The 26,648-nt window shown below is 53.0% G+C and carries 23 protein-coding genes, 1 tRNA gene, 1 rRNA gene and 1 riboswitch; of the genes, 17 read left to right on the top strand and 8 right to left on the bottom strand.

Annotated elements, in window-relative coordinates; genetic code table 11:
• Positions 1-203 precede the first annotated feature (203 nt).
• Positions 204-419: a 50S ribosomal protein L31 gene (rpmE, locus tag A7983_RS06620; protein WP_005973342.1), complete on the top strand. Its 216-nt coding sequence runs from the start codon at positions 204-206 to the stop codon at positions 417-419.
• 192 nt (positions 420-611) lie between these two features.
• Here the strand turns inward: rpmE and A7983_RS06615 are convergent, their stop codons facing one another.
• The 6 genes from A7983_RS06615 to metJ form a co-directional block, all read right to left on the bottom strand.
• Positions 612-1,019 carry a type II toxin-antitoxin system HicB family antitoxin gene (locus tag A7983_RS06615; protein ID WP_005973344.1) on the bottom strand — a complete coding sequence of 136 codons (408 nt, stop codon included), beginning with the start codon at positions 1,017-1,019 and terminating at the stop codon, positions 612-614.
• Between the two features lie 27 nt (positions 1,020-1,046).
• Positions 1,047-1,226 carry a type II toxin-antitoxin system HicA family toxin gene (locus A7983_RS06610; protein ID WP_005973346.1) on the bottom strand — a complete coding sequence of 60 codons (180 nt, stop codon included), beginning with the start codon at positions 1,224-1,226 and terminating at the stop codon, positions 1,047-1,049.
• 106 nt (positions 1,227-1,332) lie between these two features.
• Positions 1,333-2,334: a FecCD family ABC transporter permease gene (locus tag A7983_RS06605; RefSeq protein WP_005973348.1), complete on the bottom strand. Its 1,002-nt coding sequence runs from the start codon at positions 2,332-2,334 to the stop codon at positions 1,333-1,335.
• Complete coding sequence (locus A7983_RS06600) at positions 2,331-3,293, bottom strand: ABC transporter substrate-binding protein (protein ID WP_005973350.1); 963 nt, start codon at positions 3,291-3,293, stop codon at positions 2,331-2,333. The genes A7983_RS06605 and A7983_RS06600 overlap by 4 nt, the downstream gene beginning before the upstream one ends.
• Positions 3,294-3,302: 9 nt before the next feature.
• On the bottom strand, positions 3,303-4,100 hold the full coding sequence (locus A7983_RS06595) for an ABC transporter ATP-binding protein (protein WP_005973352.1): 798 nt from the start codon (positions 4,098-4,100) through the stop codon (positions 3,303-3,305).
• A 218-nt stretch (positions 4,101-4,318) separates the two neighbouring features.
• Positions 4,319-4,636, bottom strand: a complete 318-nt coding sequence (gene metJ / locus A7983_RS06590) for a met regulon transcriptional regulator MetJ (RefSeq protein WP_005973355.1) — start codon at positions 4,634-4,636, stop codon at positions 4,319-4,321.
• A 186-nt stretch (positions 4,637-4,822) separates the two neighbouring features.
• Between metJ and metB the strand changes: the two genes are divergently transcribed.
• The 10 genes from metB (at position 4,823) to oxyR (ending at position 17,302) form a co-directional block, all read left to right on the top strand.
• The gene (gene metB / locus A7983_RS06585) at positions 4,823-5,983 is read left to right on the top strand and encodes a cystathionine gamma-synthase (RefSeq protein WP_005973357.1); all 1,161 of its coding nucleotides are present in this window, start codon (positions 4,823-4,825) and stop codon (positions 5,981-5,983) included.
• Between the two features lie 3 nt (positions 5,984-5,986).
• The gene (locus A7983_RS06580; protein WP_005973359.1) at positions 5,987-8,422 is read left to right on the top strand and encodes a bifunctional aspartate kinase/homoserine dehydrogenase II; all 2,436 of its coding nucleotides are present in this window, start codon (positions 5,987-5,989) and stop codon (positions 8,420-8,422) included.
• 215 nt (positions 8,423-8,637) lie between these two features.
• Positions 8,638-9,804: an ABC transporter ATP-binding protein gene (locus A7983_RS06575; protein WP_005973361.1), complete on the top strand. Its 1,167-nt coding sequence runs from the start codon at positions 8,638-8,640 to the stop codon at positions 9,802-9,804.
• A 22-nt stretch (positions 9,805-9,826) separates the two neighbouring features.
• On the top strand, positions 9,827-10,960 hold the full coding sequence (locus A7983_RS06570; protein WP_005973362.1) for an extracellular solute-binding protein: 1,134 nt from the start codon (positions 9,827-9,829) through the stop codon (positions 10,958-10,960).
• A 71-nt stretch (positions 10,961-11,031) separates the two neighbouring features.
• Positions 11,032-11,871: an ABC transporter permease gene (locus A7983_RS06565; protein ID WP_005973363.1), complete on the top strand. Its 840-nt coding sequence runs from the start codon at positions 11,032-11,034 to the stop codon at positions 11,869-11,871.
• Complete coding sequence (locus A7983_RS06560; protein ID WP_005973364.1) at positions 11,868-12,674, top strand: ABC transporter permease; 807 nt, start codon at positions 11,868-11,870, stop codon at positions 12,672-12,674. The genes A7983_RS06565 and A7983_RS06560 overlap by 4 nt, the downstream gene beginning before the upstream one ends.
• Positions 12,671-13,675: a LacI family DNA-binding transcriptional regulator gene (locus A7983_RS06555; protein WP_005973365.1), complete on the top strand. Its 1,005-nt coding sequence runs from the start codon at positions 12,671-12,673 to the stop codon at positions 13,673-13,675. Before A7983_RS06560 ends, A7983_RS06555 begins: the two co-directional genes overlap by 4 nt.
• Positions 13,676-13,723: 48 nt before the next feature.
• Positions 13,724-14,485 (top strand): metallophosphoesterase, encoded by a 762-nt coding sequence (locus tag A7983_RS06550; RefSeq protein ID WP_005973366.1) that lies wholly within the window; start codon positions 13,724-13,726, stop codon positions 14,483-14,485.
• A 528-nt stretch (positions 14,486-15,013) separates the two neighbouring features.
• On the top strand, positions 15,014-15,910 hold the full coding sequence (gene metF, locus A7983_RS06545; protein ID WP_039479289.1) for a methylenetetrahydrofolate reductase: 897 nt from the start codon (positions 15,014-15,016) through the stop codon (positions 15,908-15,910).
• 483 nt (positions 15,911-16,393) lie between these two features.
• Positions 16,394-17,302: a DNA-binding transcriptional regulator OxyR gene (oxyR, locus tag A7983_RS06540; protein WP_005973368.1), complete on the top strand. Its 909-nt coding sequence runs from the start codon at positions 16,394-16,396 to the stop codon at positions 17,300-17,302.
• Here the strand turns inward: oxyR and sthA are convergent.
• The gene (gene sthA / locus A7983_RS06535; protein ID WP_005973369.1) at positions 17,294-18,700 is read right to left on the bottom strand and encodes a Si-specific NAD(P)(+) transhydrogenase; all 1,407 of its coding nucleotides are present in this window, start codon (positions 18,698-18,700) and stop codon (positions 17,294-17,296) included. The genes oxyR and sthA overlap by 9 nt on opposite strands.
• 211 nt (positions 18,701-18,911) lie before the next feature.
• Between sthA and fabR the strand changes: the two genes are divergently transcribed.
• Positions 18,912-19,541: an HTH-type transcriptional repressor FabR gene (gene fabR, locus A7983_RS06530; protein ID WP_033072332.1), complete on the top strand. Its 630-nt coding sequence runs from the start codon at positions 18,912-18,914 to the stop codon at positions 19,539-19,541.
• A gap of 23 nt (positions 19,542-19,564) precedes the next feature.
• Positions 19,565-19,951: a YijD family membrane protein gene (locus A7983_RS06525; protein WP_005973373.1), complete on the top strand. Its 387-nt coding sequence runs from the start codon at positions 19,565-19,567 to the stop codon at positions 19,949-19,951.
• A 40-nt stretch (positions 19,952-19,991) separates the two neighbouring features.
• On the opposite strand, the gene trmA is transcribed toward A7983_RS06525, so the two are convergent.
• On the bottom strand, positions 19,992-21,095 hold the full coding sequence (gene trmA, locus A7983_RS06520; RefSeq protein WP_005973374.1) for a tRNA (uridine(54)-C5)-methyltransferase TrmA: 1,104 nt from the start codon (positions 21,093-21,095) through the stop codon (positions 19,992-19,994).
• 133 nt (positions 21,096-21,228) lie between these two features.
• Positions 21,229-21,574, top strand: a riboswitch (cobalamin riboswitch).
• Between the two features lie 66 nt (positions 21,575-21,640).
• On the opposite strand from trmA, the gene btuB reads away from it, so the two are divergent.
• The 4 genes from btuB to A7983_RS06500 all read left to right on the top strand — a co-directional run bounded on the left by btuB (position 21,641) and on the right by A7983_RS06500 (position 26,458).
• The gene (btuB, locus tag A7983_RS06515) at positions 21,641-23,518 is read left to right on the top strand and encodes a TonB-dependent vitamin B12 receptor BtuB (protein WP_005973377.1); all 1,878 of its coding nucleotides are present in this window, start codon (positions 21,641-21,643) and stop codon (positions 23,516-23,518) included.
• Positions 23,463-24,323 carry a glutamate racemase gene (murI, locus tag A7983_RS06510; RefSeq protein WP_005973379.1) on the top strand — a complete coding sequence of 287 codons (861 nt, stop codon included), beginning with the start codon at positions 23,463-23,465 and terminating at the stop codon, positions 24,321-24,323. The genes btuB and murI overlap by 56 nt, the downstream gene beginning before the upstream one ends.
• Before the next feature lie 376 nt (positions 24,324-24,699).
• Positions 24,700-26,242 (top strand): 16S ribosomal RNA (locus A7983_RS06505).
• A 140-nt stretch (positions 26,243-26,382) separates the two neighbouring features.
• Positions 26,383-26,458: transfer RNA gene (locus tag A7983_RS06500), tRNA-Glu, on the top strand.
• Positions 26,459-26,648: the final 190 nt, after the last annotated feature.

The following is a 26,648-nucleotide window of genomic DNA, read 5'->3' as shown; positions in this document are numbered from 1 at the left end:
GCTGCGAGGGATAATGTGTGGATACGATTGCATCGGGGTAGCGGATTCTGTATGATCCGCCGCCATTGTGTCGTTAGAAGAAATGATCGTGTTGCTCGCGCAAATGATGATTTCGTTCGCATAATGAACTTACTTACTCAACTTTCGTGTGGTGTCTGGCGGAACAGGGCTGGATAGCGACACGGCCTTAACAGAGGTTTCCCATGAAAAAAGGTATTCACCCGAATTATTCTGAAGTTACTGTAACTTGCTCTTGCGGTAACGTGATCAAAACCCAGTCTACTGTGGGTCGTGACCTGAACCTGGATGTCTGTGGCGAATGCCACCCGTTCTACACCGGTAAGCAACGTGATGTTGCAAGCGGTGGCCGTGTTGACCGCTTCAACAAGCGTTTCTCCGTACCAGGCGCTAAAAAATAAGTTTTACTGGCCAATTGGCACAGTAACTTTCGACAAAGGCACCGACAGGTGCCTTTGTTGTTTCTGGAGTATTAGTGCCGCTCATCGGGATTCCTTCCCTTGCCGCGTTACGCTGCTCATCACTGAGCATCGCTCTAAAGTGCCAACGCTTCACGTTGTTCAAAACGTTAACGTTTTGTCCTGCAACTCGAATTATTTGGGGTATATACGCTCTAATGCAGCCTGCGCGAGAAAACCCGAACGACTTTTAAATTCTGGGTTACTGGCTACGCAACGATCAATTCGGTCAATCAGTGACTTAGGTAATGTGACGTTAATTTTTTCTGAACCGCCCATTAAGCGAGTCACATCGATATCAACAACCGCCCAGGTGTACCCAGTGTATTCTGCGCCTTTTGCCAACTGCCCTACTGTTGACACGGTGGGAATATCCTGACCCATCTCGACCAGTAGTTCGATATGCCCGGTAATCGCTTCTTTAGCATTCGCGATGGCATCGTCTAGCGTCTCGCCCGCAGAAAAACAGCCTGGCAGATCTGGCACTGTTACGCCGTATGCGTGAGTATCGTCGCCTGCTTCAATTGCAATCGGATAAAACATAATTAAGCCTCTTCGAGTCAGCGATGATCATATTCCTGCCTGTTTCCTGATGCTTTTTACCGTACCTATCGGCAAATCCTTCTTAGGGTGGGGAATGGTGACTAATCCCGGTTTGCTGGGATGAGTGAAATGGTGGTGGCTTCCGTTAACTCTTATCAGTTCCCACCCATCGGCCTTGATTTCTGCGATTAGCGTCCTGCTATCCATCCCTGCACCTGCCTCCCTTTTATAAAATGACAATAACCCCAATAACCCCAATAGGCAACATTTTAGGGTTATTGGCGTTATGTTAAACCTATGTCTTTCACTCCTGCTAACGTTTCACCAGTAGCCCCAGAACGAAGATGCCGCCTAATCCTGCCGTAATAATCCCGATAGGTAATTCCTGCGGCGCGAGTAGCTGGCGGCTGAGCCAATCGCCACCGCACAGCAGTATCGCACCGAGTACCGCGGTCAGCGGCAGAAGCCTCTTGTGCAACACGCCACTCAATGGGCGAGCCAGATGGGGAATCATCAGTCCAATAAACCCGATCACGCCGGTCAGCGCGACCAACAGCGAGGTGGCGAACGCGCAACAGATGAAGATTTCCACTCGAACGCGAGACAGATTTACCCCCATTGAAGCTGCAGTTTGCCCGCCAGCTAACAGCGCATCGAGCGCTCGCCAGCGCAGGGCGGTGAGGCCAAATAGCAGCAGGACGCTGAACACCGCGAAAGGTAAGGTATCCCAACGGGCAAGGCCCAGTCCGCCCAGTGACCAAAAAAGAATCGAGCTGGCAGCGCGTTGATCGCCGGAAAACACCAGATAGTTCGTCAGTGCGCCGAAGAGAAAAGAGATGGCCAATCCGCAGATGATCAAGCGTTCAGCGCCACGCGCCTGTTGCAGAAGAAACAGTACGGTCACGGCGACGGCCGATAAGAGTCCGCCACAGAAGGCCGCCATCGGCAGCGCCCAGTCACCGAGTTGCTCACCAAAACGGGTGATGACCGCTACCGCCCCCGCCGAGGCTCCGGCAGACAGGCCGAACAGAAAAGGATCGGCCAGATCGTTACGAGTCGCTGTTTGCAGAAAGGCGCCGACCATCGCTAAACCTGCACCGCACAACGCTGCCAACAGGCTGCGGGGAATGCGCAGCTCCAGAATGATGCGTGAGGTCATCGGCGAGACGTCTGCTGACGATAACCCCAATACGCTGGCGACCTGCGTCAGCGGAATCGTCGTACTGCCTGTGGCAATATTCACCAGCATCAGCCCAACCAGTATCAGCATCGCTATGATTAAGGTCACTGCATAACGTGAAGACGTTGGGCTCACTTAAAGGTGTCCGGGTAAAGGGCGTGAGCCAGTTTATCAATGGCCGTAATGTTGGCTGGCCCCGGTGTCAGCTCTGCATATTGCAGCTTCAGATAACGATGTTGTTGTACAGCAGGGGTAAATTTCATCAATGGGTGTGATTCCAAAAATTTCCTTAACGTCTCTGCGCCATTGCCCGTTTGATAATCCAGCAAAATGATAAAATCCGGCTCGCGTGCCGCCACGCTTTCCCACGATGTGGAGGCCCAGCTCGTTTCCATATCGTCCATGACGTTCTTGCCGCCCGCAGCCTCAATGATGGCCGTTGGCATGGCGAATTTCCCGCTGGTAAAAGGTTTATCTTCGCCCGAGTCATACAGAAAAACCGTCTGCTTTGGCCGATTGCCGATGCGGGTTTGCAGGGTGGCAAGGTGTTGTTTCCAGCCGTCTATCTGTTCCTGAGCCTGTTCCTGCTTGCCGAAGATTTTCCCCAGTTTCAGCAGGTCGCCGTAGAGCAGCTCCATGCTGGCTTGCGGACGCTGTTGTTGCTGCTCGGTGAACACACAGCTTTCGCTGAGCACCAGCGTTTGAATGCCATACTTTTTCAGTGATTGCGGTGTGATTTCTCCGCCGACTTTCATGCCGTAGTTCCACCCAGCAAAGAAGAAATCTGGGTGTACGGCCAGCAGGTTTTCCAACGTTGGGTATTTTGCTGCCAGTTCAGGGATCGTGCCCTGCTGTTTGATAAAATCTGGGGGTGCCTTATACCAGCCCGTGATCCCAGTTAGCCCAACGATATTTTTTTGTAAGCCCAGAGCAAACGCCATTTCTGCCATATTCAGGTCATGGATCACGGCACGCTGCGGCGGCTGGGTAAAGGTTAGCGGTTGCCCACAGTTGTTGACCGTGACCGGAAAACCCGAGGCATGCACCCAGCACGACGTCAATGCCAGCAGTCCAGACAGAAGCGTTATTTTCATCAGGGTTCCTTAGTGCAGTTCAGGGGCTTCAAAGATGCGAATGGGTGAACCGTTTAGCGGATGCGGCACTGTAAAGCTCTCCATCCCAAATACCGATTTCACACAAGCAGGGTTCAGCGCATGCGTAGGCGTTCCCCAGCGGAGTAGCGTGCCCTGTTGCAAAACGGCAACGCGGTCGGCAAAGGGCGTAATCAGTGGCAGATCGTGCAGCACTGCCAGCGTTGAAATACCGCGTTTTCGCACCAGAGACAGTAGCTGTGCGCGCGCCAACGGGTCGAGATGGTTGGTCGGTTCATCCAGCAGCAGGAGCTGTGGCGTTTGTGCAAACGCACGCGCCAACGCAGCGCGCTGACGTTCCCCGCCAGAGAGCGTACCCAGCAGGCGGTGGCGCAGCGGTAATAATCCGGTATCGTCCAGCGCTTCTTCGATGAGTTGGCGATCGTGCGCTGGCGTGCTGAACCCATGGTGCGGGATTCGCCCTAGAGCGACGTACTCCACAACCCGCAGGCGCAGGTCTGGGGCGTCATTCTGCGCCAGAATCGCGATGCGCTTTGCCCGCTCATGGCGGCTGAGGGCATTCAGCGGTTGGCCGTTCAAATGGACATACCCTGCTGTTGCGTTAAGTTCGCTGGTCAGCACGCGTAACAGTGTGGATTTGCCGCTGCCGTTGGGCCCAACCAGTGCCAAACGCTCGCCTGCGTGCATGGACAGCGAAATATCACGGAGCCTTGGAGCCCGATTAGTGTCGGCAACGGAAACATGGTGAAGCTGTAGCAGCATAGGGCTGTTGGAGAGAGGCTCTGTCATGGTGCGGGCATATCACCGTTATAGGTTAAAGTGATATGTTATAACATAACAAATTAAATGCAATCCCGATTCACAACATGAGCGGAAAAGGAAACGGTTGAAAGAAGAGAAGGCGGCGGGCGTTAATGAGGCGGGAGAGGACGAATGGGGATTCTCTACATAGCAAAACCCCGCCGGGAAAGGCGGGGTTAGCTAGAAAATAGACAGCGCAAGCGTTATCAGTATTCCCACGTATCCGGATCGATGCCCATTTCACGCATGATGATTTTCGCCGCTTCAGGAATTTCATCGCTGCGTTCTTTACGCAGATCTTCATCATTCGGTAACGGTTGGCCTGTGAACGCATGCAGAAATGCTTCGCACAACAGCTCGCTGTTGGTGGCATGGCGCAGGTTATTCACCTGGCGACGTGTACGTTCGTCGGTCAGTATCTTCAGTACTTTCAATGGGATAGATACTGTTATCTTCTTGACTTGCTCGCTTTTTTTACCGTGTTCAGCGTAAGGGCTGACATACTCGCCGTTCCACTCAGCCATGGGATACCTTAAAAATTAATCTAATGAAGACAGCATCTGTCATGAAATGCCACAATTCTAACGGTTATTATGCTTATGCTCAATCTATACGCAAAGAAGTTTAGATGTCTAGATGTGTTGACGTCCATTAAAACTGCGTTTACTCTTAAGTTCCTATTTTTCAGCCTCCAGCCAGGAAAAGAGCCGATGACGCGTAAACAGGCAACGATCGCAGTCCGCAGTGGGTTAAATGATGACGAGCAGTATGGCTGCGTTGTCCCCCCCATCCACCTTTCTAGCACGTATAACTTTACCGGATTCAACCAGCCACGCGCCCACGACTATTCGCGTCGCGGTAACCCCACGCGCGATGTGGTGCAGCGTGCGCTTGCTGAACTGGAAGGTGGTGCGGGTGCGGTAATGACGAGCAGCGGGATGTCGGCGATTATGTTGGTTTGCACGGTGTTCCTGCGCCCCGGCGATCTGCTGGTGGCTCCGCATGACTGCTACGGTGGCAGCTATCGTTTGTTTGACAGCCTGAGCAAGCGCGGCGCGTTTCGCGTGAAATTTGTCGATCAAGGTGATACTCATGCGCTCAATGCGGCGTTGGCAGAAAAGCCAAAGCTCGTGCTGGTGGAAAGCCCGAGCAATCCGCTGCTGCGCGTCGTGGATATTGCCGCGATTTGTCAGGCCGCGCGGGAAGCGGGTGCGGTCAGCGTGGTGGATAACACCTTCCTGAGCCCGGCGTTGCAGAAGCCGCTGGAACTGGGCGCCGATCTGGTGGTGCATTCATGTACCAAGTACCTGAATGGTCACTCTGATGTGGTCGCGGGTGCTGTGATTGCTAAAGATGTCGACACCATTACTGAACTGGCCTGGTGGGCGAACAATATCGGTGTGACGGGGGCGGCGTTTGATAGCTATCTGCTGCTCCGTGGTCTGCGTACCTTATCGCCGCGTATGGCGGCCGCGCAGCGTAACGCGCAACAAGTGGTTGAATTCTTACAGACACAGCCGCTGGTGAAAGCGCTATATCATCCTTCACTGCCAAACAATCCCGGCCATGATATTGCCCGCCGTCAACAATCTGGCTTTGGCGCTATGCTAAGTTTTGAGCTGGATGGGGATGAAGACACTCTGCGGCGTTTTCTGGCGTCGTTGGAGCTGTTTACGCTGGCGGAATCGCTGGGTGGAGTCGAGAGCCTCATCTCTCATGCCGCAACGATGACGCATGCGGGTATGGCGCCAGAAGCGCGTGCCGCAGCGGGTATCTCTGAAACATTACTGCGTATTTCCACCGGTATTGAAGACGGCGATGATCTGGTTGCCGATCTGGATCGTGCGTTTCAAGCCGCAGCCAAGAGGTAAGTAATGAGTGCATTAGGAGTAGCGCCATCGGTAACAGGCCGACAACTGCATAAGTTTGGCGGTAGCAGCCTGGCCGATGTGAAGTGTTACCTGCGTGTAGCCGGTATTATGGCGGAATATAGCCACCCCGGAGATTTGATGGTGGTGTCTGCCGCAGGCAGTACCACAAACCAACTAATTAGCTGGTTGAAACTCAGTCAGAGCGATCGCCTGTCGGCGCATCAGGTTCAGCAGGCATTACGCCGTTATCACAGCGAATTGATTGCCGGGCTTCTGCCCGCGCAAGATGCAGAGGCGCTGACAGCCCAGTTTATTCGCGATCTGGAGCGTTTGGCTGCGCTGCTGGATGGCAAGATTACGGATGCTGTCTACGCCGAAGTCGTTGGACATGGTGAAATCTGGTCGGCGCGTTTGATGTCCGCCGTGCTGAATCATCGAGATATGAATGCCGCCTGGCTGGATGCGCGTGATTTTCTCTGTGCGGAACGTGCCGCGCAGCCGCAGGTGGATGAAGGCCGTTCCTGGCCGCTGTTGCAGCAGTATCTGACGCAACATTCTGGGCAGCGTTTAGTCGTAACGGGTTTTATCTGTCGTAATGACGCGGGTGAAACGGTACTGCTGGGGCGCAACGGGAGTGACTACTCTGCGACGCAAATTGGTGCGCTGGCAGGGGTTGAGCGGGTGACCATCTGGAGCGACGTTGCTGGCGTTTATAGCGCTGACCCGCGCAAAGTGAAAGATGCCTGCCTGCTGCCACTGCTGCGGTTGGATGAAGCCAGCGAGCTGGCACGTCTGGCAGCTCCGGTGCTGCATACACGTACTTTGCAGCCCGTTTCCGGCAGCGATATCGACCTGCAACTGCGTTGCAGCTATCAGCCTGAACAGGGTTCGACGCGTATCGAACGCGTGCTGGCCTCGGGTACGGGGGCAAAAATTGTTACCAGCCATGATGATGTGTGCCTGATTGAAGTTCAGGTTCCTTCCGAACACGATTTCGTGCTGCTGCAAAAAGAAGTCGAACAGCTTCTGAACCGTGCGCAGTTGAAACCGCTGGCGATTGGCGTTCATCAGGATCGTAGCCTGCTGCAACTATGCTACACCTCTGAAGTGGTGGAAAGCGCGTTGCAGTTGCTGGCGCAGGCCGCGTTGCCCGTTGAGCTCAGCGAGCGTGATGGGCTAGCGATGGTGGCGATGGTAGGGGCAGGGGTGGGTAAAAACCCGCTGCATAGCCACCGTTTCTATCAGCAGTTGAAAGATCAGCCGATTGAATTTGTCTGCCAGACCGATGATGGCATCAGTCTGGTGGCCGTTCTGCGCGTTGGTCCGACGGAGCATGTGATTCGCGGCTTGCACCATTCGCTGTTCCGCGCGGAAAAACGCATCGGTCTGGTGCTGTTCGGTAAGGGAAATATTGGTTCACGCTGGCTGGAGCTGTTTGCGCGTGAGCAGAGCAACCTGTCTGCCCGCACAGGCTTTGAGTTTGTACTGGCTGGCGTGGTGGACAGTACGCGCAGCCTGCTGAACTATGATGGATTGGATGCCAGTCGTGCACTGGCCTTCTTCGAAAATGAAGCGCAAGAGCGGGATGGTGAAGATCTGTTCCTGTGGATGCGTGCACACCCCTTTGATGATCTGGTGGTGTTGGATGTTACCGCTAGCGAGTCGGTTGCCGATCTGTATCTGGATTTTGCCAGCTACGGTTTCCACGTCATCAGCGCCAACAAACTGGCGGGTGCATCCGGTGGCAATAACTATCGCCAGATCCGTGATGCTTTCGCCAAGACGGATCGCCACTGGTTGTATAACGCGACCGTCGGCGCAGGTTTACCGGTCAACTTTGCCGTGCGCGATTTGCGGGAAAGTGGTGACAGTATTCTATCGATTAGCGGGATTTTCTCCGGCACGCTCTCCTGGCTGTTTTTGCAGTTTGATGGCACTGTGCCGTTCACCGAACTGGTTGATCAAGCGTGCCAGCAGGGGCTAACGGAGCCGGATCCGCGCGTTGACCTCTCCGGTCAGGACGTCATGCGCAAGCTGGTGATCCTGGCGCGTGAGGCGGGGTATGACATCGAGCCCAGCCAGGTTCGGGTTGAGTCGCTGGTGCCGCCAGGCTGTGAACAGGGGTCTGTCGATTACTTCTTCGAGAACGGTGATTCTCTGAACGAGCAGATGCTGCAACGTCTGGAAGCTGCACAAGAAATGGGCTTGGTTTTGCGTCATGTTGCCCGCTTCGACAGCAACGGTAAAGCGCGCGTTGGCGTTGAAGCTGTTCGTCCCGAGCATCCTCTGGCTTCGCTATTGCCGGGTGACAACGTGTTTGCGATTGAAAGCCGCTGGTATCGCGATAATCCGCTGGTTATCCGTGGACCGGGGGCGGGGCGCGATGTCACGGCGGGGGCGCTTCAATCTGACCTCAGTCGTTTGGCGCAGTTGTTGTAGAGCCTGTTGTAAGCGCTGCGTCATCGTTGGCCGTCTCCGTACATTGGGGGCGGTCAACAATCAAGGGATTCGTTCCCTCATTTTTCTACCCGCCAAACGTTTTCCGCCGTTATTCCCCGTAGTCCTGTCATTGAAGTGTCACGGTGACAACACGCCACTGACACGAACTCACCGCACAATCGGCGCATTGTTTGATTATCGCGGAATGCACACCTGTGCAAAAAACCACTTCCTCTGCGGTAGTACCGCACATTGTTATTGATCATCTGCATGTTGGATACGGCACGACAGCCGTCTTGAACGATATCTATCTGGAGATTACACAGGGCGAATTCGTTGCGTTACTTGGCTCGTCGGGCTGTGGCAAGACGACGTTATTACGCACGGTCGCGGGGTTCTCGTCACCGCGCGCGGGGGCGATTCGTGTTAACGGGCAGGATATGACACAAGCGCCGCCAGAGAAGCGCGGCATGGCGCTGGTGTTTCAGAGCTATGCGCTGTGGCCACATATGACAGTGGCGCAGCATATTGCATACGGGCTGCGCTTGCGCCGTGTACCGCGTGCGGAAATTGCCAGTCGTGTAACGGAACTGGAAACGATGCTGGGCTTGACGGGACTGAGCGCCCGTAAGCCCGCGGAACTGTCCGGTGGACAGCGCCAGCGCGTCGCCTTAGGCCGCGCACTGGCGGTACGGCCCGATATTCTGCTGCTGGATGAACCGCTCTCCAATCTGGATACCCGTATTCGTCTACAACTGCGTGATGAAATCCGGGCGCTGCAACAGCGGCTGGGGTTGACTGCGATCCACGTTACGCACGATAGGGAAGAAGCGATGGTGATGGCCGATCGCATCGTGATTTTGAATCAGGGTCGCATCATGCAGGTGGGTAGCCCGCAAGAGGTGTATCACCATCCGACCAGCTCGTTTGTCGCGGCGTTTATGGGCGCGGAAAATCGGCTCGTGCTGGAAGCGCGCTATGACGGCGACACGCTGATGATTCCCGGTGATGCAGAAAGCCACTCACTGATGCCAGCGAACACGTCGCTACAGCCTGGTCCGATAGAGGCACGTTTTCGGGCAGAAGCTGCCCAGCTTTACGATTCGGCAGACGTCCCGCTCATCCAGCCTGGCATGTTGATGCGCTACGGCACGGTGCTGGCGCAAAGTTACCCCGGCGGATACTGGATGCATACGATTGCCAGTGGATCGTGGCAGATACAGGTTCATGCCACTCATCCTTATGCCATTGGACAGCGGGTTGCCGTGCAGATCCCCGCTGAGGCGCTGTTTCTTTTCCCGCTGGCAGAAGAGCCTACGTCGCTGACGGCGGAACCCAATACGACTTCACGTTATTCCCTGCTTCCCGGCCTGACAGCCTGACCCTGAATTGGAGACAAATGAGATGAAACGCATTTTTGCCGCAACGCTGATGATGAGTACGCCGCTGGCTGCCGTGCAGGCACAGGAATTAACCGTGTTGACGGCGGGTGACCAGAATATGGTCGACTATGTAAATGAATATCTGGGGCCGTTGTTTGAAAAGCAGCATCCCGGCGTAAAAGTGCGCGCTGTCGGCACCGGACCGGGCGATGCCGGGTCGCAGAAGATTCTTGAACGCTTCAATGCGCAGCAGGCCGCCGGTGCCAAAGTATGGGACACCGATGTGGCGGTGGTGCATGAAAAATTTGTCGGCCCGATGGTGCAAAAGGGCGACCTGCTGAAATATCGCGATGATATCGCCAGCGGCAAGCTGGTCAGCATGGCCGCTGCGGATAAGGCAATGGGCACAGACGTGAAAGGCTACGTCATGCCGATGTTCAGCAGCCAGACGGCGCTGGCCTATAACCCCAGCATGGTAGCGAATCCGCCTAAAAGCTATGACGAGATCCAGCAGTGGGCTGCCGCGAATCCGAAGATGTTCGGTTACAACGGGATTAAGGGCGGTGCATCGGGCGTCAGTTTTGTGATGGGCTGGATTTACGCTTACGGCGGTGATGCACAGAAGCTGATGAACGGACCGTTTGATGAAGCGGAAGCGAAAAAATGGCAGCCAGCGTTTGAACGCCTGAAAGCCTTTAACAAGAACGTGACGCTGACGCCGGGCAATGCGGGCACGCTCGATATGTTGAGCCGTGGCGAAATCGCCATGGGACCGGTATGGGTCGATATGTTCTATTCCTGGAAAGCAAGTGGACAACTGCCAGACAATTTCAAATTGCTGCTTCCTGCGCCCGGTATGCCGGGACAACCGATGCACTATGTTATCCCCGCACAGGCACCGAATCGTGAATTGGCTAAACAGTTTGTTGAGCTGGCAACCAGCGCCAAAGTACAGGCTGAAGGGATTGTGGAGCGTTTTAACTGGTATCCGGGTATCGATGCCAAGTACGTTCAGGCCGAGCTGAAGCCCGCCGTATGGCAACGCCTGTTCACCGATGTGACGCCTGATGAGTTGGCGAGCAAAGGCAAGACGTTCCCTATTGCGCCTTATCACACCGCGATTTTGAACGCCTATGAGCAGGCGATGGCGAAGTAACCTACTCGCGGTATATACCCTTTAGTACCACAGGCGCTCTGGCGGGATGAAGCCAGAGCGCGGAGACCTTCATGTTGCAAGTATCCCAATTCTCTTCCCGACTAGCGGGGATCGCGCTTGTGCTACCGGCACTGGCGGTGGTGGCTGTCTGTTTTATCGTACCGCTGGGGCTGTCGGTTGGGGGCGCTTTCGTCAGTCAGAATGGCGTGGGCATTGATAATTTTGTTACGGCATTGACGCTGTATCTTCCCGATATCCTGTTTACCTTGATGATTGTGGGCCTCGCTACGTTACTGATCGGCCTGTTGTCCGTTCTGATTGGCGGTTACCTGACGCTGGGGGAAAGCCCGCGTATGGTCGCGCTGTTGCGCTGGGTCTATCGCTGGCCGCTGTTTATCCCCTTTATCGTGACGGGGCAAATTTTACGCACGTTTCTGGCCAAAAACGGCTGGCTGAATGGCGCGCTGGATATGCTCGGTATCGTCGATATGGCCAGCGCCAGTAATTGGCTGGACTGGCGTGGCATCGTATTTGCCTTCGTCTGGAAACAGACGCCGTTTGTGGCGCTGCTGGTTGCGGGTGCGATGGCGTCGCTGGATCGCACAATGATCGAGTCCGCCCGTAACTTAGGCGCATCGCGACTGCGTATTTTGTGTGAAATTGTGGTGCCGCAGGTTGGGCAAACGCTGCTCACCGGACTCATTCTCTCTTTCGTCACCATGATGTCGGTACTGTCCGTGCCGATGATGATCAATGCCCAGTCGCCGACGATGCTCACCGCCAATATAGCCTTCCGCATTAACGCCTACGGCGATTATGGCGTAGCGAATGCGTTGGGGGTGATTTCATTACTGATGACCGGCCTGTTTGCCGTGATTTATCTCCGACTGAACATGAGAGAAAAGGCATGAAGAACGTACTGTGGTGGATTCCGAGAATGCTGATTCTGGGGGCGCTGATCTTCTTGATCTTTGGGCCATTGGCTAACCTCCTGCTGTGGTCGGTAGCGGAAAAATGGTTCTATCCTCACCTGTTGCCTAATGACTGGGGTTTTGCCTTCTGGAAGAGGGTGTTTTCACCGCGTGGTGTGGCCTGGGAAGCGTTGGGGAATAGCGTGCTGGTGGCGGTGCTCACGGTGCTGGCTTCGCTATCGTTGGCGATTCCGGCTGGATATGCACTGGCGCGTTTGCCGCTGCCTGCCCGTGGCTTGATACTGTTGGTATTTCTTATCCCACAGGCGTTTCCGAACCTGACGGTGTACGTCAATATTGCCCGACTGTTTTATCAGTGGGGGCTAAACGGCACGTTACTGGGGGTCGTGCTGGTTCACACGGTTCACGGATTGGTGTTCGCCGTCTGGATTGCCTCGGCGGCATTCTCGGCAGTGGGGCGTGAAATGGAACAGGCGGCACGGTCGATTGGTGCCGGGCCGTGGCGTGCCTTTGTCGATATTACCCTGCCGCTGGCTATGCCCGGTTTGATGGCGTCCGCTATTTTCGTCTTCCTCGAATCGCTGGATGAATTTACCGGCAGCTATTTCGTGGGTGCGCCGGATGTACAAATGATGCCGTTGCTGCTCTATACCGCAGGGGCGGGCGGTAACTATCAGATTGCTTCTATTACCGCACTGGTGCTGCTGATTCCTTCCGTTCTATTCATGCTGGTCGTGGAGCGTTTTTTGAAGGCTGACGTCATGGCAAGGATAGGGAAATGACGGTGGGTAAACCGGGTTACGTTAGCGCACAGGATGTTGCACGTCGGGCTGGCGTATCGCGCTCGGCGGTGTCCCGTAGTTTTACCCCCGGTGCAAGCGTGTCTGCTGCCACCTATGCCAAGGTAATGACCGCGGCACAGGAGCTAGGGTATCAGGTTAACGATTTGGCGCGTGGTCTGCTGACGAACAGTAGCCGTCTGGTGGGGCTGGTGGTGACGCATCCTGAGGTCGGGTTTCGTGCCAATTTGGTTGCGGAGCTGTCGCAGGCGTTAATTCAACGTGGCTCGATTCCTGTCCTTATCAACACCAGCCATGTGCGAGAAGCGATGGTTGCTGCGCGTTCTATTCTATTCGGCCATCGGGCAGAAGCGACGATTGTACTTTCCGGCTCGCCGCCTAAAGAATTTGTCGAGCTGGCGCAGCTAAACGGCCAGCCGCTGATTGTCATCGGGCGGCATGAACCAGCGTGTGACAGCGTACATATTGATAATGATACCGCTGCAAGGATGGCAGCACGGCTGTTCGCCTCTACGGGCAGAACGCGTCTGGCTCTGGCTGGCGCGGCTTCGGCAACGCCCAATATCATGGAACGTGAACAGGCGTTTTGTGATGAGGCGCAGAGGCTAGGGCTGCCTGTGACCGTGGTGCGCGGTGGTGATACGGATTATGACGACGGGCTGATGGTGGGGCAGACGTTGTTCTCGCTCCCGGAAGCCGCCAGACCGGATGCGGTGTTCTGCGTTAACGATTTAGTGGCGTTTGGTGTGATCGATCGCGCAAAGCAGTATGGGCTTGTCGTGCCGCAGGATCTCATGGTTATCGGGTTTGATGATATTCCTGCCGCAGGATGGGACGCCTATGCGTTGACAACATTTCGTCAGGATCCGGCAACGATGGCGGCACAGGCGTTGGCGTTGCTTGACCGACGCCAGTCTCAGGTACAAGAACCGGTGTGCCGAGCGAAAGTGGCTGCCCCGTTAATCCGCCGCCAATCGGCGTAACGGCATTGGCGGGTGATAGCGCGTAGACAGTAAAAAACGAGGATAACGATGAAACTGATTCAGCTTTCCGACCTTCATTTGACCGCACTGGGCGGCAATTTACACGGTCGCGATCCAGCGCAGCAATTGAAAGCGGCGATTGCCGATATCAATGCCCATCATCGCGATGCCGATCTGGTGGTGATCTCCGGCGATCTGTCCGATGACGGCAGTGCGGCATCCTATGCGTTTCTGGCATTGGCACTGGCTGAACTACAGGTTCCCTGGCGTGTGACGATGGGGAATCACGACGATCGGGACGTGTTTTTGGCTCAATTTCCGACGCTGGCGGATGAAGATGGATTTGTACAGAACGTGACGGCAGTCGGTGATGATTACGTCATTCTGCTGGATTCGCTGCATGTCGGTGAGGTCGCTGGAACGTTGTGCTCAGCACGGTTGGCATGGCTTGAGCAGCAGCTCCAGGCTGCGGAAGAAAAGAATGTCTTCCTGTTCCTGCACCATCCACCGATGTCCATCGGGCTGCCAGCGCTTGATAGTGTTAGGTTAGCACCCGAGGCGGCAGATGCGCTGTCTCAAATATGCCACCGGTTTGGGAATGTGCGGCATATTTCGGCGGGGCACGTGCATCGGCCTGCTAGCGGTGTCTGGAGAGGAATATCGTTCAGCACGATACGCGGTACCAATCATCAGTCTGCCTTGCGTTTCGCTCCGGGATTTGAAGTTAGTCTGGAAGCTCCGCAGTACGCTATTTTTCTGACGACGGAAGACGGGCACACCGTACATTTTCACGATTTCCCCTGTGGCTGACTGCGTATTTCTCAGGTTATCGTGATTGCACATAAATAATGCAGAACTCTGTAGATTTTGCTGTTACCCGGCGTAAAAAATTATGCTGAGGAGATAGCGGGCTTAGGATGAGCCGCAGGACGCGGCGAGAGCTTGCGCCACGTCGGGAACGTGTCGCAAGCGGTCCGTTAAGCCAGATACCGACGAAGGCACCGCGTAGCGGCATAATTCTCGCCGAAAGCCAGGGGTCACGGGGCGAGCGGCGTTTGAGCCGTCCCGTGTCGGGCGTGTGCGACGAAGTAGCATGGAATAGCAATATTGTAACGCACGAAACTGTCTCCGCGTTGACATAACCATGCGACGAAGAGACAGTACTTTTGTGAGAAATCCATCATGAAATTTTTTCATTTACCGTGAGCAATCATCACCACCTGCCGGGCTGAAAAACGTTGACTCTTTAAGCAGATTACGTCATTTTCTATATAGACGTCTAAACGTATAGACGTGTAGAGAATGATAATAACAGTCACGGTCAACGGGGTAGCAGGTATGAGCTTTTTTCACGCAAACCAGCGGGAAGCGCTGAATCAAAGTCTGGCGGAATTACAGGGAAGAATTAATGTGTCATTCGAATTTTTCCCGCCACGTACCAGCGATATGGAAGAAACCCTGTGGAACTCGATTGATCGGCTGAGCAGCCTGAAGCCCAAGTTTGTTTCTGTGACCTACGGGGCGAATTCTGGCGAGCGCGACCGCACTCACAGCATTATCAAAACCATTAAAGAACGTACCGGTCTGGAAGCCGCGCCTCACCTGACCTGTATTGACGCTTCACGCGAACAACTGCGAGAAATCGCGCAGGATTACTGGCAGAGCGGTATCCGCCATATTGTCGCGCTGCGCGGTGACTTGCCTCCAGAAGGAGGCAAGCCGGAAATGTACGCGGCGGATCTGGTTTCCCTGCTGAAAGAGGTTGGCGACTTCGACATTTCGGTTGCCGCTTATCCTGAAGTGCATCCTGAAGCCAAAAGTGCGCAGGCTGATCTGATTAACCTGAAGCACAAAATTGATGCGGGTGCGAATCGCGCTATCACACAGTTCTTTTTCGACGTAGAAAGCTATCTGCGGTTCCGTGACCGCTGCGTAGCAACGGGCATCGACGTAGAGATCGTACCGGGGATCTTGCCGGTATCAAACTTCAAACAGCTACAGCGCTTTGCCACAATGACAAACGTGCGTGTGCCGAACTGGATGACAAGCGTGTTTGACGGCCTGGATAACGACCCGGAAACCCGCAAAATGGTGGGCGCGTCTATCGCCATGGACATGGTGAAAATCCTGAGCCGCGAAGGGGTAAAAGATTTCCATTTTTATACGTTGAACCGCGCGGAGTTGAGCTACGCCATTTGCCATACGTTGGGCGTGCGCCCTGAAGTAGCACGCTAAGGTAACGCGCAAGATTTCAGGAAGAAAAAAGGCTGTCACGCCGTTGCGATAGGTGCAGGGATTGGAATACCTAAATCTACCGCTTGTGGGAGCCTGGAAAGGGAGGAGTCTCAGGGATGAGATTCCTATTCATATGCTTCGATGTACTGTAGCGGACTGAATAATTTTTTCTCTTGCTCCTTTGACTACTCTTGGCAAGCTCTTGCTAATCATTCTCCCCTGTTTCCTCTGTCATTATTTCACGTTGTTCATCGATCGGCCTGCGTGCCGTATTTCTCAGACTCCACCACGCCTCTTTGTTTGACCGAAGAACACAAAATGCTGTCATCGTCAAATCACTTGAATATATTAGCCTGCTCGGTATAGCGTGCAATAAGCAGGCGCGCTTTGAGGGATATATTATTCATTTTGGATGTTGATAGGGATTATCGTTCGTTGGTATCCTATCTATCGCTGTTAGCTATCATGATAAGGAGAATTATAATGAACATTCGGGATTTAGAGTATCTTGTCGCGCTGGCAGAGCATCGTCACTTTCGGCGCGCAGCAGATTCCTGCCATGTGAGTCAACCCACGCTCAGTGGACAGATTCGTAAACTGGAAGATGAGTTGGGCGTGATGTTGTTGGAGAGGACCAGCCGCAAAGTGTTGTTTACCCAAGCTGGGTTGCTGTTGGTCGAGCAGGCACGCACGGTATTACGTGAGGTTAAGGTATTAAAAGAGATGGCGAGCCAGCAGGGGGAAAGTATGTCGGGGCCGCTGCATATCGGCCTGATCCCTACTGTGGGGCCTTATCTGTTGCCGCAAATCATTCCGATGCTGCACCGCACATTCCCCAAACTCGAAATGTACCTGCACGAAGCACAAACCCATCAACTGCTCGCGCAATTGGACAGCGGTAAACTGGACTGCGCTATTCTGGCGATGGTGAAAGAGTCCGAAGCCTTTATTGAAGTTCCCCTTTTCGACGAGCCGATGAAGCTGGCGATTTATCAGGATCATCCTTGGGCGAACCGTGAACGCGTAGCGATGTCCGATCTGGCGGGCGAAAAGCTATTGATGCTGGAAGACGGCCACTGTCTGCGCGATCAGGCGATGGGCTTCTGTTTTCAGGCTGGAGCGGATGAAGATACGCATTTCCGAGCGACCAGCCTGGAGACGCTGCGCAACATGGTCGCGGCCGGAAGCGGTATTACTCTACTGCCGTCGCTATCGGTTCCGCGTGAGCGTGAGCGCGATGGCGTCTGTTATTTGCCGTGTTATAAGCCGGAGCCTAAGCGCACTATCGCGCTGGTTTATCGCCCCGGTTCCCCGCTACGCGGACGCTACGAGCAGCTTGCTGATACCATCCGCGAGCACATGCAGGGCTATATGGAAAACCTGTCAAAATAAGCGGTTAAGCCCGTTCAGGGCTGCCACGCGGTAAGCCTCTGCCATGGTTGGATAGTTGAAGGTGGTATTAACGAAATATTCGATAGTATTACCTTCACCTTTCTGTTCCATGATGGCCTGCCCGATGTGGATAATCTCAGCGGCGCGTTCACCAAAGCAGTGAATACCCAGGATCTGTTTGGTTTCACGGTGAAACAGAATCTTCAAACTCCCCACATTCATCCCAACAATCTGCGCCCGTGCCAGATGTTTGAACTGTGCCCGTCCGACTTCATAAGGCACTTTCATCGCAGTAAGTTCTTGCTCGGTTTTCCCCACGGAGCTGATTTCCGGGATGGTATAAATGCCAGTCGGAATATCTTCGATCAGATGCGCGCTGGCATCGCCTTTAATGATTGCCTGCGCGGCGAGCCGACCCTGATCGTAAGCGGCGGATGCCAGGCTGGGATAGCCGATGACATCACCGATGGCATAAATATGTGCCAGCGCAGTCTGGTACATGCTGTTGACCTTGAGCTGGCCGCGACTGTCGGTGCTCAGGCCGATATTTTCCAACCCCAGCGTTTCCGTGTTCCCCGTGCGTCCGTTGGCATAGAGCAGGCAGTCTGCCTTCATCTTTTTACCTGATTTCAGGTTGACGATGACGCCGTCAGGCAGCCCTTCAATACTTTCGAACTCTTCGTTGTGGCGGATAACTACGCCGTTGTTCCAGAAATGATAGGACAGCGCATCCGACATTTCCTGATCGAGAAAGGCCAATAGCCTATCGCGAGTATTGATTAAATCGACCTTAACGCTCAGGCCGCGAAAGATAGAGGCATATTCGCAGCCGATCACGCCCGCGCCGTAAATGATGACGTGCTGGGGCTCGTGGTCGAGTTGCAAAATGGAGTCGCTGTCGTAAATGCGTGGGTGGTTGAAGTCGACTTCTGCCGGATGATACGGACGTGAACCGGTCGCGATAATAATATGAGCAGCAGTTAGCGTTTCATGGGTATTGTCTGGGTAGTGAACGGCGATCGTATGGGCGTCGATGAAGCTGGCTTCACCGGAGAACAGCTCGCACTGGTTACGCTCATAAAACCCTTGCCGCATACGGGTTTGCTGACCAATGACGCTGTCGGCATGGCGTAGGATGTCGGAAAATGAGGATCGAATAATACGGGAGTTGTCACTGTAGAGGGGGTTTTGGTTGAACTCGATAATACGGCTGACGGCGTGGCGGAGGGCTTTGGAAGGAATCGTCCCCCAGTGGGTACAGCCGCCACCGACATTGTAGTGGCGTTCAATCACTGCAATTTTGGCTCCGTGCTTGGCTAATCCCATTGCTGCACCTTCACCGCCGGGACCGGAACCAATAACGATGGCATCATAATCGAATTGATGTTCTAGAGTCATGGTAGGTTAAACCTGTTTTTATACAAATTAATAACGCGACTGTAACATTGTGCGATTGTAGCATCGACTGCGGCAGAACCCAATCATCCCTGCCTTTACTATGGAAACAGATTCTCACATTCTTAATATGGCAAACTTTGTCTCATTCTGCGGACAATAAAGTTTGCTATAGTGCCCCTCTGGAAAGGGGAGAGATCATTTGGGCAGCATAATGGGTGTCAGAGCACAACAAAAAGAACGGACTCGTCGTTCCCTTATCGAAGCTGCATTTAGCCAGTTAAGCGCTGAACGCAGCTTTACCAGCCTGAGCCTGCGTGAAGTCGCTCGCGAAGCGGGTATTGCGCCGACATCTTTCTATCGTCATTTTCGTGACGTGGATGAACTGGGGCTGACAATGGTCGATGAAAGCGGGCTGATGTTGCGCCAGTTAATGCGTCAGGCTCGGCAGCGTATCGCCAGAACGGGCAGCATTATCAGAACGTCGGTTTCTACCTTCATGGAATTTATCGGTAATAATCCTAATGCGTTCCGGCTATTGCTGCGCGAGCGCTCAGGGACGTCGGCGGCTTTCCGTGCGGCAGTAGCGCGGGAGATTCAGCATTTTATCGCTGAACTGGCGGATTATCTTGAGGTAGAAAATCACATTCCCCGCAGCTTCGCGGAAGCGCAGTCGGAAGCGATGGTGACCATTGTTTTCAGTGCGGGAGCGGAAGCCTTAGATGTTTCCCTGGAACAGCGCAAACAGTTGGAAGAGCGGCTGGTGCTGCAACTGCGGATGATCGCCAAAGGGGCTTATTACTGGTACAGAAAAGAGCACGACAGTAGCTTTACTGTGCCATAAATCAACATGAGAAGGGAGAAACCATGACAGAAAAACCTCACCAAGAAAAAGGTACGCTGGTATTGGCGCTGATTGCGGGCCTTTCCGTCAACGGCGCATTCGCCGCCTTGTTCAGCAGTATTGTTCCGTTCTCGATTTTTCCTCTGATTGCGCTGGTATTGTCCATTTACTGCCTGCATCAACGTTATTTGCACCACAGTATGCCGGAAGGCATTCCGATGTTGGCGGCGGCCAGCTTTCTGCTGGGCTTATTGATTTACAGTGCTATCGTGCGCGTTGAATATCCCGCCATTGGATCGAACTTTATTCCTTCAATTCTGAGTGTGGCATTGGTTTTCTGGATTGGTTTGAGACTGCGTCGCAGAAAAGCCTCGGAGTCAGTATCAGCAGAAGAGAGTGAAACACTGTAGCGGGTGTATTCTGGCGGGGTGGCCCGCCAGAATGTGTACGTCACTGACGTTTTTCCAACAGTACGCCACACTCCATATGATGGGTGTAAGGGAATTGATCGAACAGCGCCAGACGGCGAATGTCGTGGGTTTCCGATAGTGTTTGCAGGTTATTGCTCAACGTTTCCGGGTTGCAGGAAATATAAAGAATACGCGGATACGCCTGCACCAGTTTCACCGTTTCGTCATCCAGCCCGCTGCGCGGTGGATCAACAAAAATAGTCTCGCACTGGTAGCTCGTTAGATCGATACCCTGTAAGCGGTTAAACTGACGTACACCCTGCATGGCCTGCGTAAATTCTTCTGCCGCCATGCGGATAATCTGCACGTTTTCTATCTTATTCGCGGCGATATTATACTGTGCTGCTGCGACGGATGGCTTAGCGATTTCCGTCGCCAGCACGCGCTCGAAGTTTCTTGCCAGCGCGAGAGAAAAATTGCCATTACCGCAATATAGCTCCAGCAAATCTCCCTTCGAGCCTGCTGTTGCATCCAACGCCCATTCCAGCATCTTAATATTTACTGCGGCATTCGGCTGCGTGAAGCTGTTTTCTACCTGTCGGTAAATCATATCCCGACCTGCAACCGGCAGGCATTCATCGACATAATCGCGATCGAGGCAGATTTTGGTTTTCGTCGCGCGACCGATCAACTGTAGGTTGAACCCTTGTGCCGCCAGGCTATCGCGCAGTGCGCGGGCGTGTTCCTGCCATTCTTCGTTTAGCGCGCGGTGATACAGCAGAGAAACGATCATTTCGCCGCTTAGGGTCGACAGATAATCTATCTGGAACAGCTTACGGCGCAGTACGGGGTCAGGCTGGATGGCGGCAAGCAGCTCCGGCATCAGGCGGTTAATCAGTTCACTGGCCGCTGGGAATCGATCGACTCGGATGCGTTGTTTGGTCTGCTGGTCAAACATGATGTGATAAAGCTCGTCACCCTCGTGCCAGATACGGAATTCGGCACGCATCCGATAGTGACTGACGGGAGAACGGAAGACGGCAGGTTCAGGTGCGTTGAAAGGCGCCATCATTCCGCGCAGACGCTCGGTTTTCTCTGCAAGCTGGTCGTCATAATCTTCGATAGGCAGGATTTCTGGCGTCATGGTTTTCTCGTCTGAACTACGTCTAAAAGGGTGTTATTGGCCGGGAATTGTAGGGAATCCGGCCAGGAAGTCCAGTTTTGTTACGTTATTATCTGGTGGTGAAATAGAAGTCTAGACTTCCGCAATTTGCGATTGTAGGATGAGCGTCTGGCCTTGTTTCACAAGTCAAAAGGGAATCCAGTGTAAATCTGGAGCTGACGCGCAGCGGTAAGGAATGCCCGAGCGATAGCATTATTATGCAGACACTGTTATCTACCCTAAATAATTCGAGTTTCAGGCAGGCGGCAAGAGAAGGAGTCCCGATGAGCTTACTTGAGTAAGTGATTCGGGTGACTGAACGTAGCCAACGCACATGCAACTTGAAGTATGACGGGTATAGATGGGAAGTCATCGCTTTCGTTGTATCCCCTACCGTTGTTGACGGTCTGTGGTAACAACGGCACCCAAGCCCGAAGACCTGCCGGAATACGTCGCAATTGGTTCTGCATATCGCGTGCTATTAACAGAACCTGCGGCATCCTTATTATTTCTCGGATGCTTTAACAATGATTAAAAAAATTTCGCTGCTGACGGCGCTTTCTGTCACGGCATTTTCTGGCTGGGCGCAGGAAAATAGTTCATCTCAAAACTCGTCATCGGAAAAAAATGCTGATGATGTGGTGGTAACAGCAAATCGTTTCGCCCAGCCCGTTTCTTCAGTGCTGGCGCCTACTACGGTAGTAACAAGGGAAGAGATCGACCGTTGGCAGGCAAAAAATCTGACTGATGTTATGCGCCGCTTGCCAGGTGTGGATATTGAACAAAGTGGTGGATTGGGACAACAGAGCGCACTACGTATCAGAGGCTCTGAGAGCAGACATGTTCTTATTCTAATGGATGGTATTCGTTTGAATCAGGCAGGTATTAGCGGTTCTTCTGACCTCAGCCAGATTCCCTTATCTTTGGTTCAAAAAATAGAATATATCCGTGGCGCACGTTCTGCGGTCTATGGTTCTGACGCTATTGGTGGTGTGGTAAACATCATCACTACTAGAGAAAAGAATGGCACCACATTGGCTGCAGGCGTTGGTTCAAAAGGTTACCAAACCTATGATTTGGCAACACAACAGACTTCGGATAGTGGCACAACGGTCACGTTAGCGGGTAACTACGCCTACACTAAAGGGTTTGACATTGCAGCCGCTGATGCTCCACGCCAGCCAGATCGTGATGGATTCATGAGTAAATCCATTTATGGTGCAGTAAAGCAGCAGTTTAACGACGAATTTAGTGGTTTTCTGCGTGGCTACGGTTTCGATAATCGAACCGATTATGATGGCTATGACGCCCTTGAGGACGTAACGTGGGCTGTACTGGGTACACCAAATATTCGACAACTCTATAGTCAAACGTGGGATACAGGGGTTCAATTTAATCGGGATATCTATTCAAGCCAGTTAGTCGCTAGTTATAGCCATACTAAGGATCTAAATTTTGATCCTGCTAAGGGGCGTTATAGCCCAGCATCAACATTGGATGATGTGAAACAATATAACCTGCAATGGGGAAATACGCTTGCTGTTGGAGCTGGGAGTGTGAGTGCCGGTGTGGATTGGCAAAAACAGACATCACAGCCAGGTACAAATCGCGTCATGGCCGGACATGAACAGCGTAACACTGGTGTCTATGCCACTGCCCAACAAAAAATAAGCAGCGTGACGCTAGAAGGGGCTGTTAGAGGCGATGACAATAATGTTTTTGGCTGGCATAACACTTGGCAATCAAGTGCTGCGTGGGAGTTTATTGAGGGGTACAGTATCTTTGCCTCTTATGGCACTGCATATAAAGCACCGAATCTGAATCAGGTCTACAGCGAAAAATACGGTAACCTCAATCTTAAGCCAGAAGAAAGCAAACAGTGGGAAGGCGGCTTCGAAGGTTTGACGGGGCTAGTTAACTGGAGATTATCTGGCTATCGCAATGATATTGATAACCTCATCAATTTTGACTCAACAAATCGTTACAGCAATATCCAAAAAGCGCGAATCAAGGGTGCTGAAGCAACGGCATCTTTCGATACTGGCCCTCTGGCCCATACGGTTTCTTTTGATTACCTCGACCCTCGTAATAGCCAGACGAATAAAGTGTTATTACGTCGCGCCAAGCAGCAGGTCAAATATCAGTTAGATTGGGCAGTAGCCAATATCGATTGGTCGGTGACTTATCAGTATCTAGGCCAACGTTATGACACGGATTACAACACGTTCCAGCCTGTGAAATTAGGTGGCGTAAGCCTCTGGGATCTCGCCGCATCATATCCCGTCACCTCACATCTGACAGTTCGTGGTAGAATCGCCAACCTGTTTGATAAAGAGTATGAGACGGCATATGGCTACCGCACGGCAGGACGAGAATACTATCTCACAGGAAGCTATACCTTCTAACCTGCCATCCCGCCCTACGATTCTGGTGTTCGACTCCGGCGTAGGCGGGCTGTCTGTTTATGATGAGATCCGGCAACTCCTGCCGGATCTTCACTATATATACGCATTCGATAATGAAGCGTTTCCCTATGGTGAGAAATCACAGCAATTTATTATCGAGCGCGTGGTTGAGATTGTTAGCGCACTCCAACAACGTCATCAGCTCGCACTGGTTGTGATTGCTTGTAATACGGCGAGTACGATTTCCCTTCCTGCTTTGCGTGAACGTTTTACTTTCCCTGTCGTGGGTGTCGTCCCAGCGGTTAAACCCGCGGCTAAGCTGACACGTAACGGTGTTGTTGGCCTACTCGCGACGCGAGCAACGGTTCAACGCCCGTACACGCACGAGCTGATTGCCCGTTTTGCTACGGATTGCCAGATTTTGTCGCTGGGGTCATCAGAACTGGTTGAGTTGGCAGAGGCTAAATTGCAGGGGGAGGCGATCTCAATTCCGGAACTGCAAAAAATTCTACGTCCTTGGCTACGCCTTCCGGAGCCACCAGATACAGTTGTGCTCGGGTGTACGCATTTCCCATTGTTGGCAGAAGAACTGAAGGCGGCATTGCCAGAGGGGACTCGTCTTGTGGATTCTGGTGCTGCTATAGCCAAAAGAACGGCATGGCTGATTGCTAATCTGGATAATCCTCCACTTTCTACAGATAAAAATCTGGTTTATTGCCTGACGGTTACGCCTAAAGTCGCTACGCTGTGGCCAATATTGCAGCGCTATGGCTTCGATTCGCTGGAAAAACTACCACTTTACTAGTGTTATGGGTGAATAGTAGACAAACGATAATTATTTTGCATTTAGCGCTTGTCAGCCGCCGAGAAGTCCCTATAATGCGCCTCCACTGACACGGCAACAGCGACACGCGGTTGTGGTGACAGGAAAAAGATTTACTAAAGGCGGTCAGTAATGACTTGACTTTAAAGCGGATTAGCATAGTATATGCAGCCCGCGCCACCGAAGAAGTGGCACTGCTCTTTAACAATATAATCAGACAATCTGTGTGGGCACTCACAAGACCGTATCTTAACGATATAAAAAGTCTTGAAGAGTGAACAACAGTAAATTCATTACGAATGAACAGTAACTAATTCTTTGAGCATCGCTGACGAGTTCAGCAAATCAAACAAATCTTAAATTGAAGAGTTTGATCATGGCTCAGATTGAACGCTGGCGGCAGGCCTAACACATGCAAGTCGAGCGGTAGCACAGGAGAGCTTGCTCTCTGGGTGACGAGCGGCGGACGGGTGAGTAATGTCTGGGAAACTGCCTGATGGAGGGGGATAACTACTGGAAACGGTAGCTAATACCGCATAACGTCTTCGGACCAAAGAGGGGGACCTTCGGGCCTCTTGCCATCGGATGTGCCCAGATGGGATTAGCTAGTAGGTGAGGTAATGGCTCACCTAGGCGACGATCCCTAGCTGGTCTGAGAGGATGACCAGCCACACTGGAACTGAGACACGGTCCAGACTCCTACGGGAGGCAGCAGTGGGGAATATTGCACAATGGGCGCAAGCCTGATGCAGCCATGCCGCGTGTGTGAAGAAGGCCTTCGGGTTGTAAAGCACTTTCAGCGGGGAGGAAGGCAGTAAGGTTAATAACCTTGCTGATTGACGTTACCCGCAGAAGAAGCACCGGCTAACTCCGTGCCAGCAGCCGCGGTAATACGGAGGGTGCAAGCGTTAATCGGAATGACTGGGCGTAAAGCGCACGCAGGCAGTCTGTTAAGTTGGATGTGAAATCCCCGGGCTTAACCTGGGAACTGCATTCAAAACTGACAGGCTAGAGTCTTGTAGAGGGGGGTAGAATTCCAGGTGTAGCGGTGAAATGCGTAGAGATCTGGAGGAATACCGGTGGCGAAGGCGGCCCCCTGGACAAAGACTGACGCTCAGGTGCGAAAGCGTGGGGAGCAAACAGGATTAGATACCCTGGTAGTCCACGCTGTAAACGATGTCGACTTGGAGGTTGTGCCCTTGAGGCGTGGCTTCCGGAGCTAACGCGTTAAGTCGACCGCCTGGGGAGTACGGCCGCAAGGTTAAAACTCAAATGAATTGACGGGGGCCCGCACAAGCGGTGGAGCATGTGGTTTAATTCGATGCAACGCGAAGAACCTTACCTACTCTTGACATCCACAGAATTCGGTAGAGATACCTTAGTGCCTTCGGGAACTGTGAGACAGGTGCTGCATGGCTGTCGTCAGCTCGTGTTGTGAAATGTTGGGTTAAGTCCCGCAACGAGCGCAACCCTTATCCTTTGTTGCCAGCGAGTAATGTCGGGAACTCAAAGGAGACTGCCGGTGATAAACCGGAGGAAGGTGGGGATGACGTCAAGTCATCATGGCCCTTACGAGTAGGGCTACACACGTGCTACAATGGCGTATACAAAGAGAAGCGACCTCGCGAGAGCAAGCGGACCTCATAAAGTACGTCGTAGTCCGGATTGGAGTCTGCAACTCGACTCCATGAAGTCGGAATCGCTAGTAATCGTAGATCAGAATGCTACGGTGAATACGTTCCCGGGCCTTGTACACACCGCCCGTCACACCATGGGAGTGGGTTGCAAAAGAAGTAGGTAGCTTAACCTTCGGGAGGGCGCTTACCACTTTGTGATTCATGACTGGGGTGAAGTCGTAACAAGGTAACCGTAGGGGAACCTGCGGTTGGATCACCTCCTTACCAAAAAGATGTGTGTTGAGTGAAGTGCTCACACAGATTGTCTGATGAAAATACTGAGCAAGCGCACCTGTTGATGTCATGAGTGTAGACTCATGCTGACGCGATAGTACCGGATTTCTGATTCGGTACGGATTTATCGTGTCCCCATCGTCTAGAGGCCTAGGACACTGCCCTTTCACGGCTGTAACAGGGGTTCGAATCCCCTTGGGGACGCCAATCCGATAATGAGTGAAAGACATTATCACCGAATATCTTAAAGATGATTCTTCGGAGTCATGTTTACGATATTGCTCTTTAACAATCTGGAACAAGCTGAAAATTGAAACATGACAGCTGAACATGCAGGACTGCCTTCGGGTAGGTCGTGATGCGTCAGTCTGTCAATGAGTCTCTCAAATAATCGCAG

Source organism: Pectobacterium wasabiae CFBP 3304 (assembly GCF_001742185.1).
Taxonomy (GTDB): Bacteria; Pseudomonadota; Gammaproteobacteria; order Enterobacterales; family Enterobacteriaceae; genus Pectobacterium; species Pectobacterium wasabiae.
Note: the sequence above shows the minus strand (reverse complement) of the source record. Positions and strands in the feature narration are given on the sequence as shown.

Coding starts and splice junctions, on each gene's coding strand:
- fabR (WP_033072332.1), top strand. CDS start 18,912: ATGGGTGTCAGAGCACAACAAAAAGAACGGACTCGTCGTTCCCTTATC.
- A7983_RS06525 (WP_005973373.1), top strand. CDS start 19,565: ATGACAGAAAAACCTCACCAAGAAAAAGGTACGCTGGTATTGGCGCTG.
- A7983_RS06570 (WP_005973362.1), top strand. CDS start 9,827: ATGAAACGCATTTTTGCCGCAACGCTGATGATGAGTACGCCGCTGGCT.
- A7983_RS06580 (WP_005973359.1), top strand. CDS start 5,987: ATGAGTGCATTAGGAGTAGCGCCATCGGTAACAGGCCGACAACTGCAT.
- metB (WP_005973357.1), top strand. CDS start 4,823: ATGACGCGTAAACAGGCAACGATCGCAGTCCGCAGTGGGTTAAATGAT.
- rpmE (WP_005973342.1), top strand. CDS start 204: ATGAAAAAAGGTATTCACCCGAATTATTCTGAAGTTACTGTAACTTGC.
- trmA (WP_005973374.1), bottom strand. CDS start 21,095: ATGACGCCAGAAATCCTGCCTATCGAAGATTATGACGACCAGCTTGCA.
- murI (WP_005973379.1), top strand. CDS start 23,463: ATGGCTACCGCACGGCAGGACGAGAATACTATCTCACAGGAAGCTATA.
- sthA (WP_005973369.1), bottom strand. CDS start 18,700: ATGACTCTAGAACATCAATTCGATTATGATGCCATCGTTATTGGTTCC.
- A7983_RS06600 (WP_005973350.1), bottom strand. CDS start 3,293: ATGAAAATAACGCTTCTGTCTGGACTGCTGGCATTGACGTCGTGCTGG.
- A7983_RS06565 (WP_005973363.1), top strand. CDS start 11,032: ATGTTGCAAGTATCCCAATTCTCTTCCCGACTAGCGGGGATCGCGCTT.
- A7983_RS06595 (WP_005973352.1), bottom strand. CDS start 4,100: ATGACAGAGCCTCTCTCCAACAGCCCTATGCTGCTACAGCTTCACCAT.
- btuB (WP_005973377.1), top strand. CDS start 21,641: ATGATTAAAAAAATTTCGCTGCTGACGGCGCTTTCTGTCACGGCATTT.
- A7983_RS06615 (WP_005973344.1), bottom strand. CDS start 1,019: ATGTTTTATCCGATTGCAATTGAAGCAGGCGACGATACTCACGCATAC.
- oxyR (WP_005973368.1), top strand. CDS start 16,394: ATGAACATTCGGGATTTAGAGTATCTTGTCGCGCTGGCAGAGCATCGT.
- metJ (WP_005973355.1), bottom strand. CDS start 4,636: ATGGCTGAGTGGAACGGCGAGTATGTCAGCCCTTACGCTGAACACGGT.
- A7983_RS06560 (WP_005973364.1), top strand. CDS start 11,868: ATGAAGAACGTACTGTGGTGGATTCCGAGAATGCTGATTCTGGGGGCG.
- A7983_RS06550 (WP_005973366.1), top strand. CDS start 13,724: ATGAAACTGATTCAGCTTTCCGACCTTCATTTGACCGCACTGGGCGGC.
- A7983_RS06555 (WP_005973365.1), top strand. CDS start 12,671: ATGACGGTGGGTAAACCGGGTTACGTTAGCGCACAGGATGTTGCACGT.
- metF (WP_039479289.1), top strand. CDS start 15,014: ATGAGCTTTTTTCACGCAAACCAGCGGGAAGCGCTGAATCAAAGTCTG.
- A7983_RS06610 (WP_005973346.1), bottom strand. CDS start 1,226: ATGGATAGCAGGACGCTAATCGCAGAAATCAAGGCCGATGGGTGGGAA.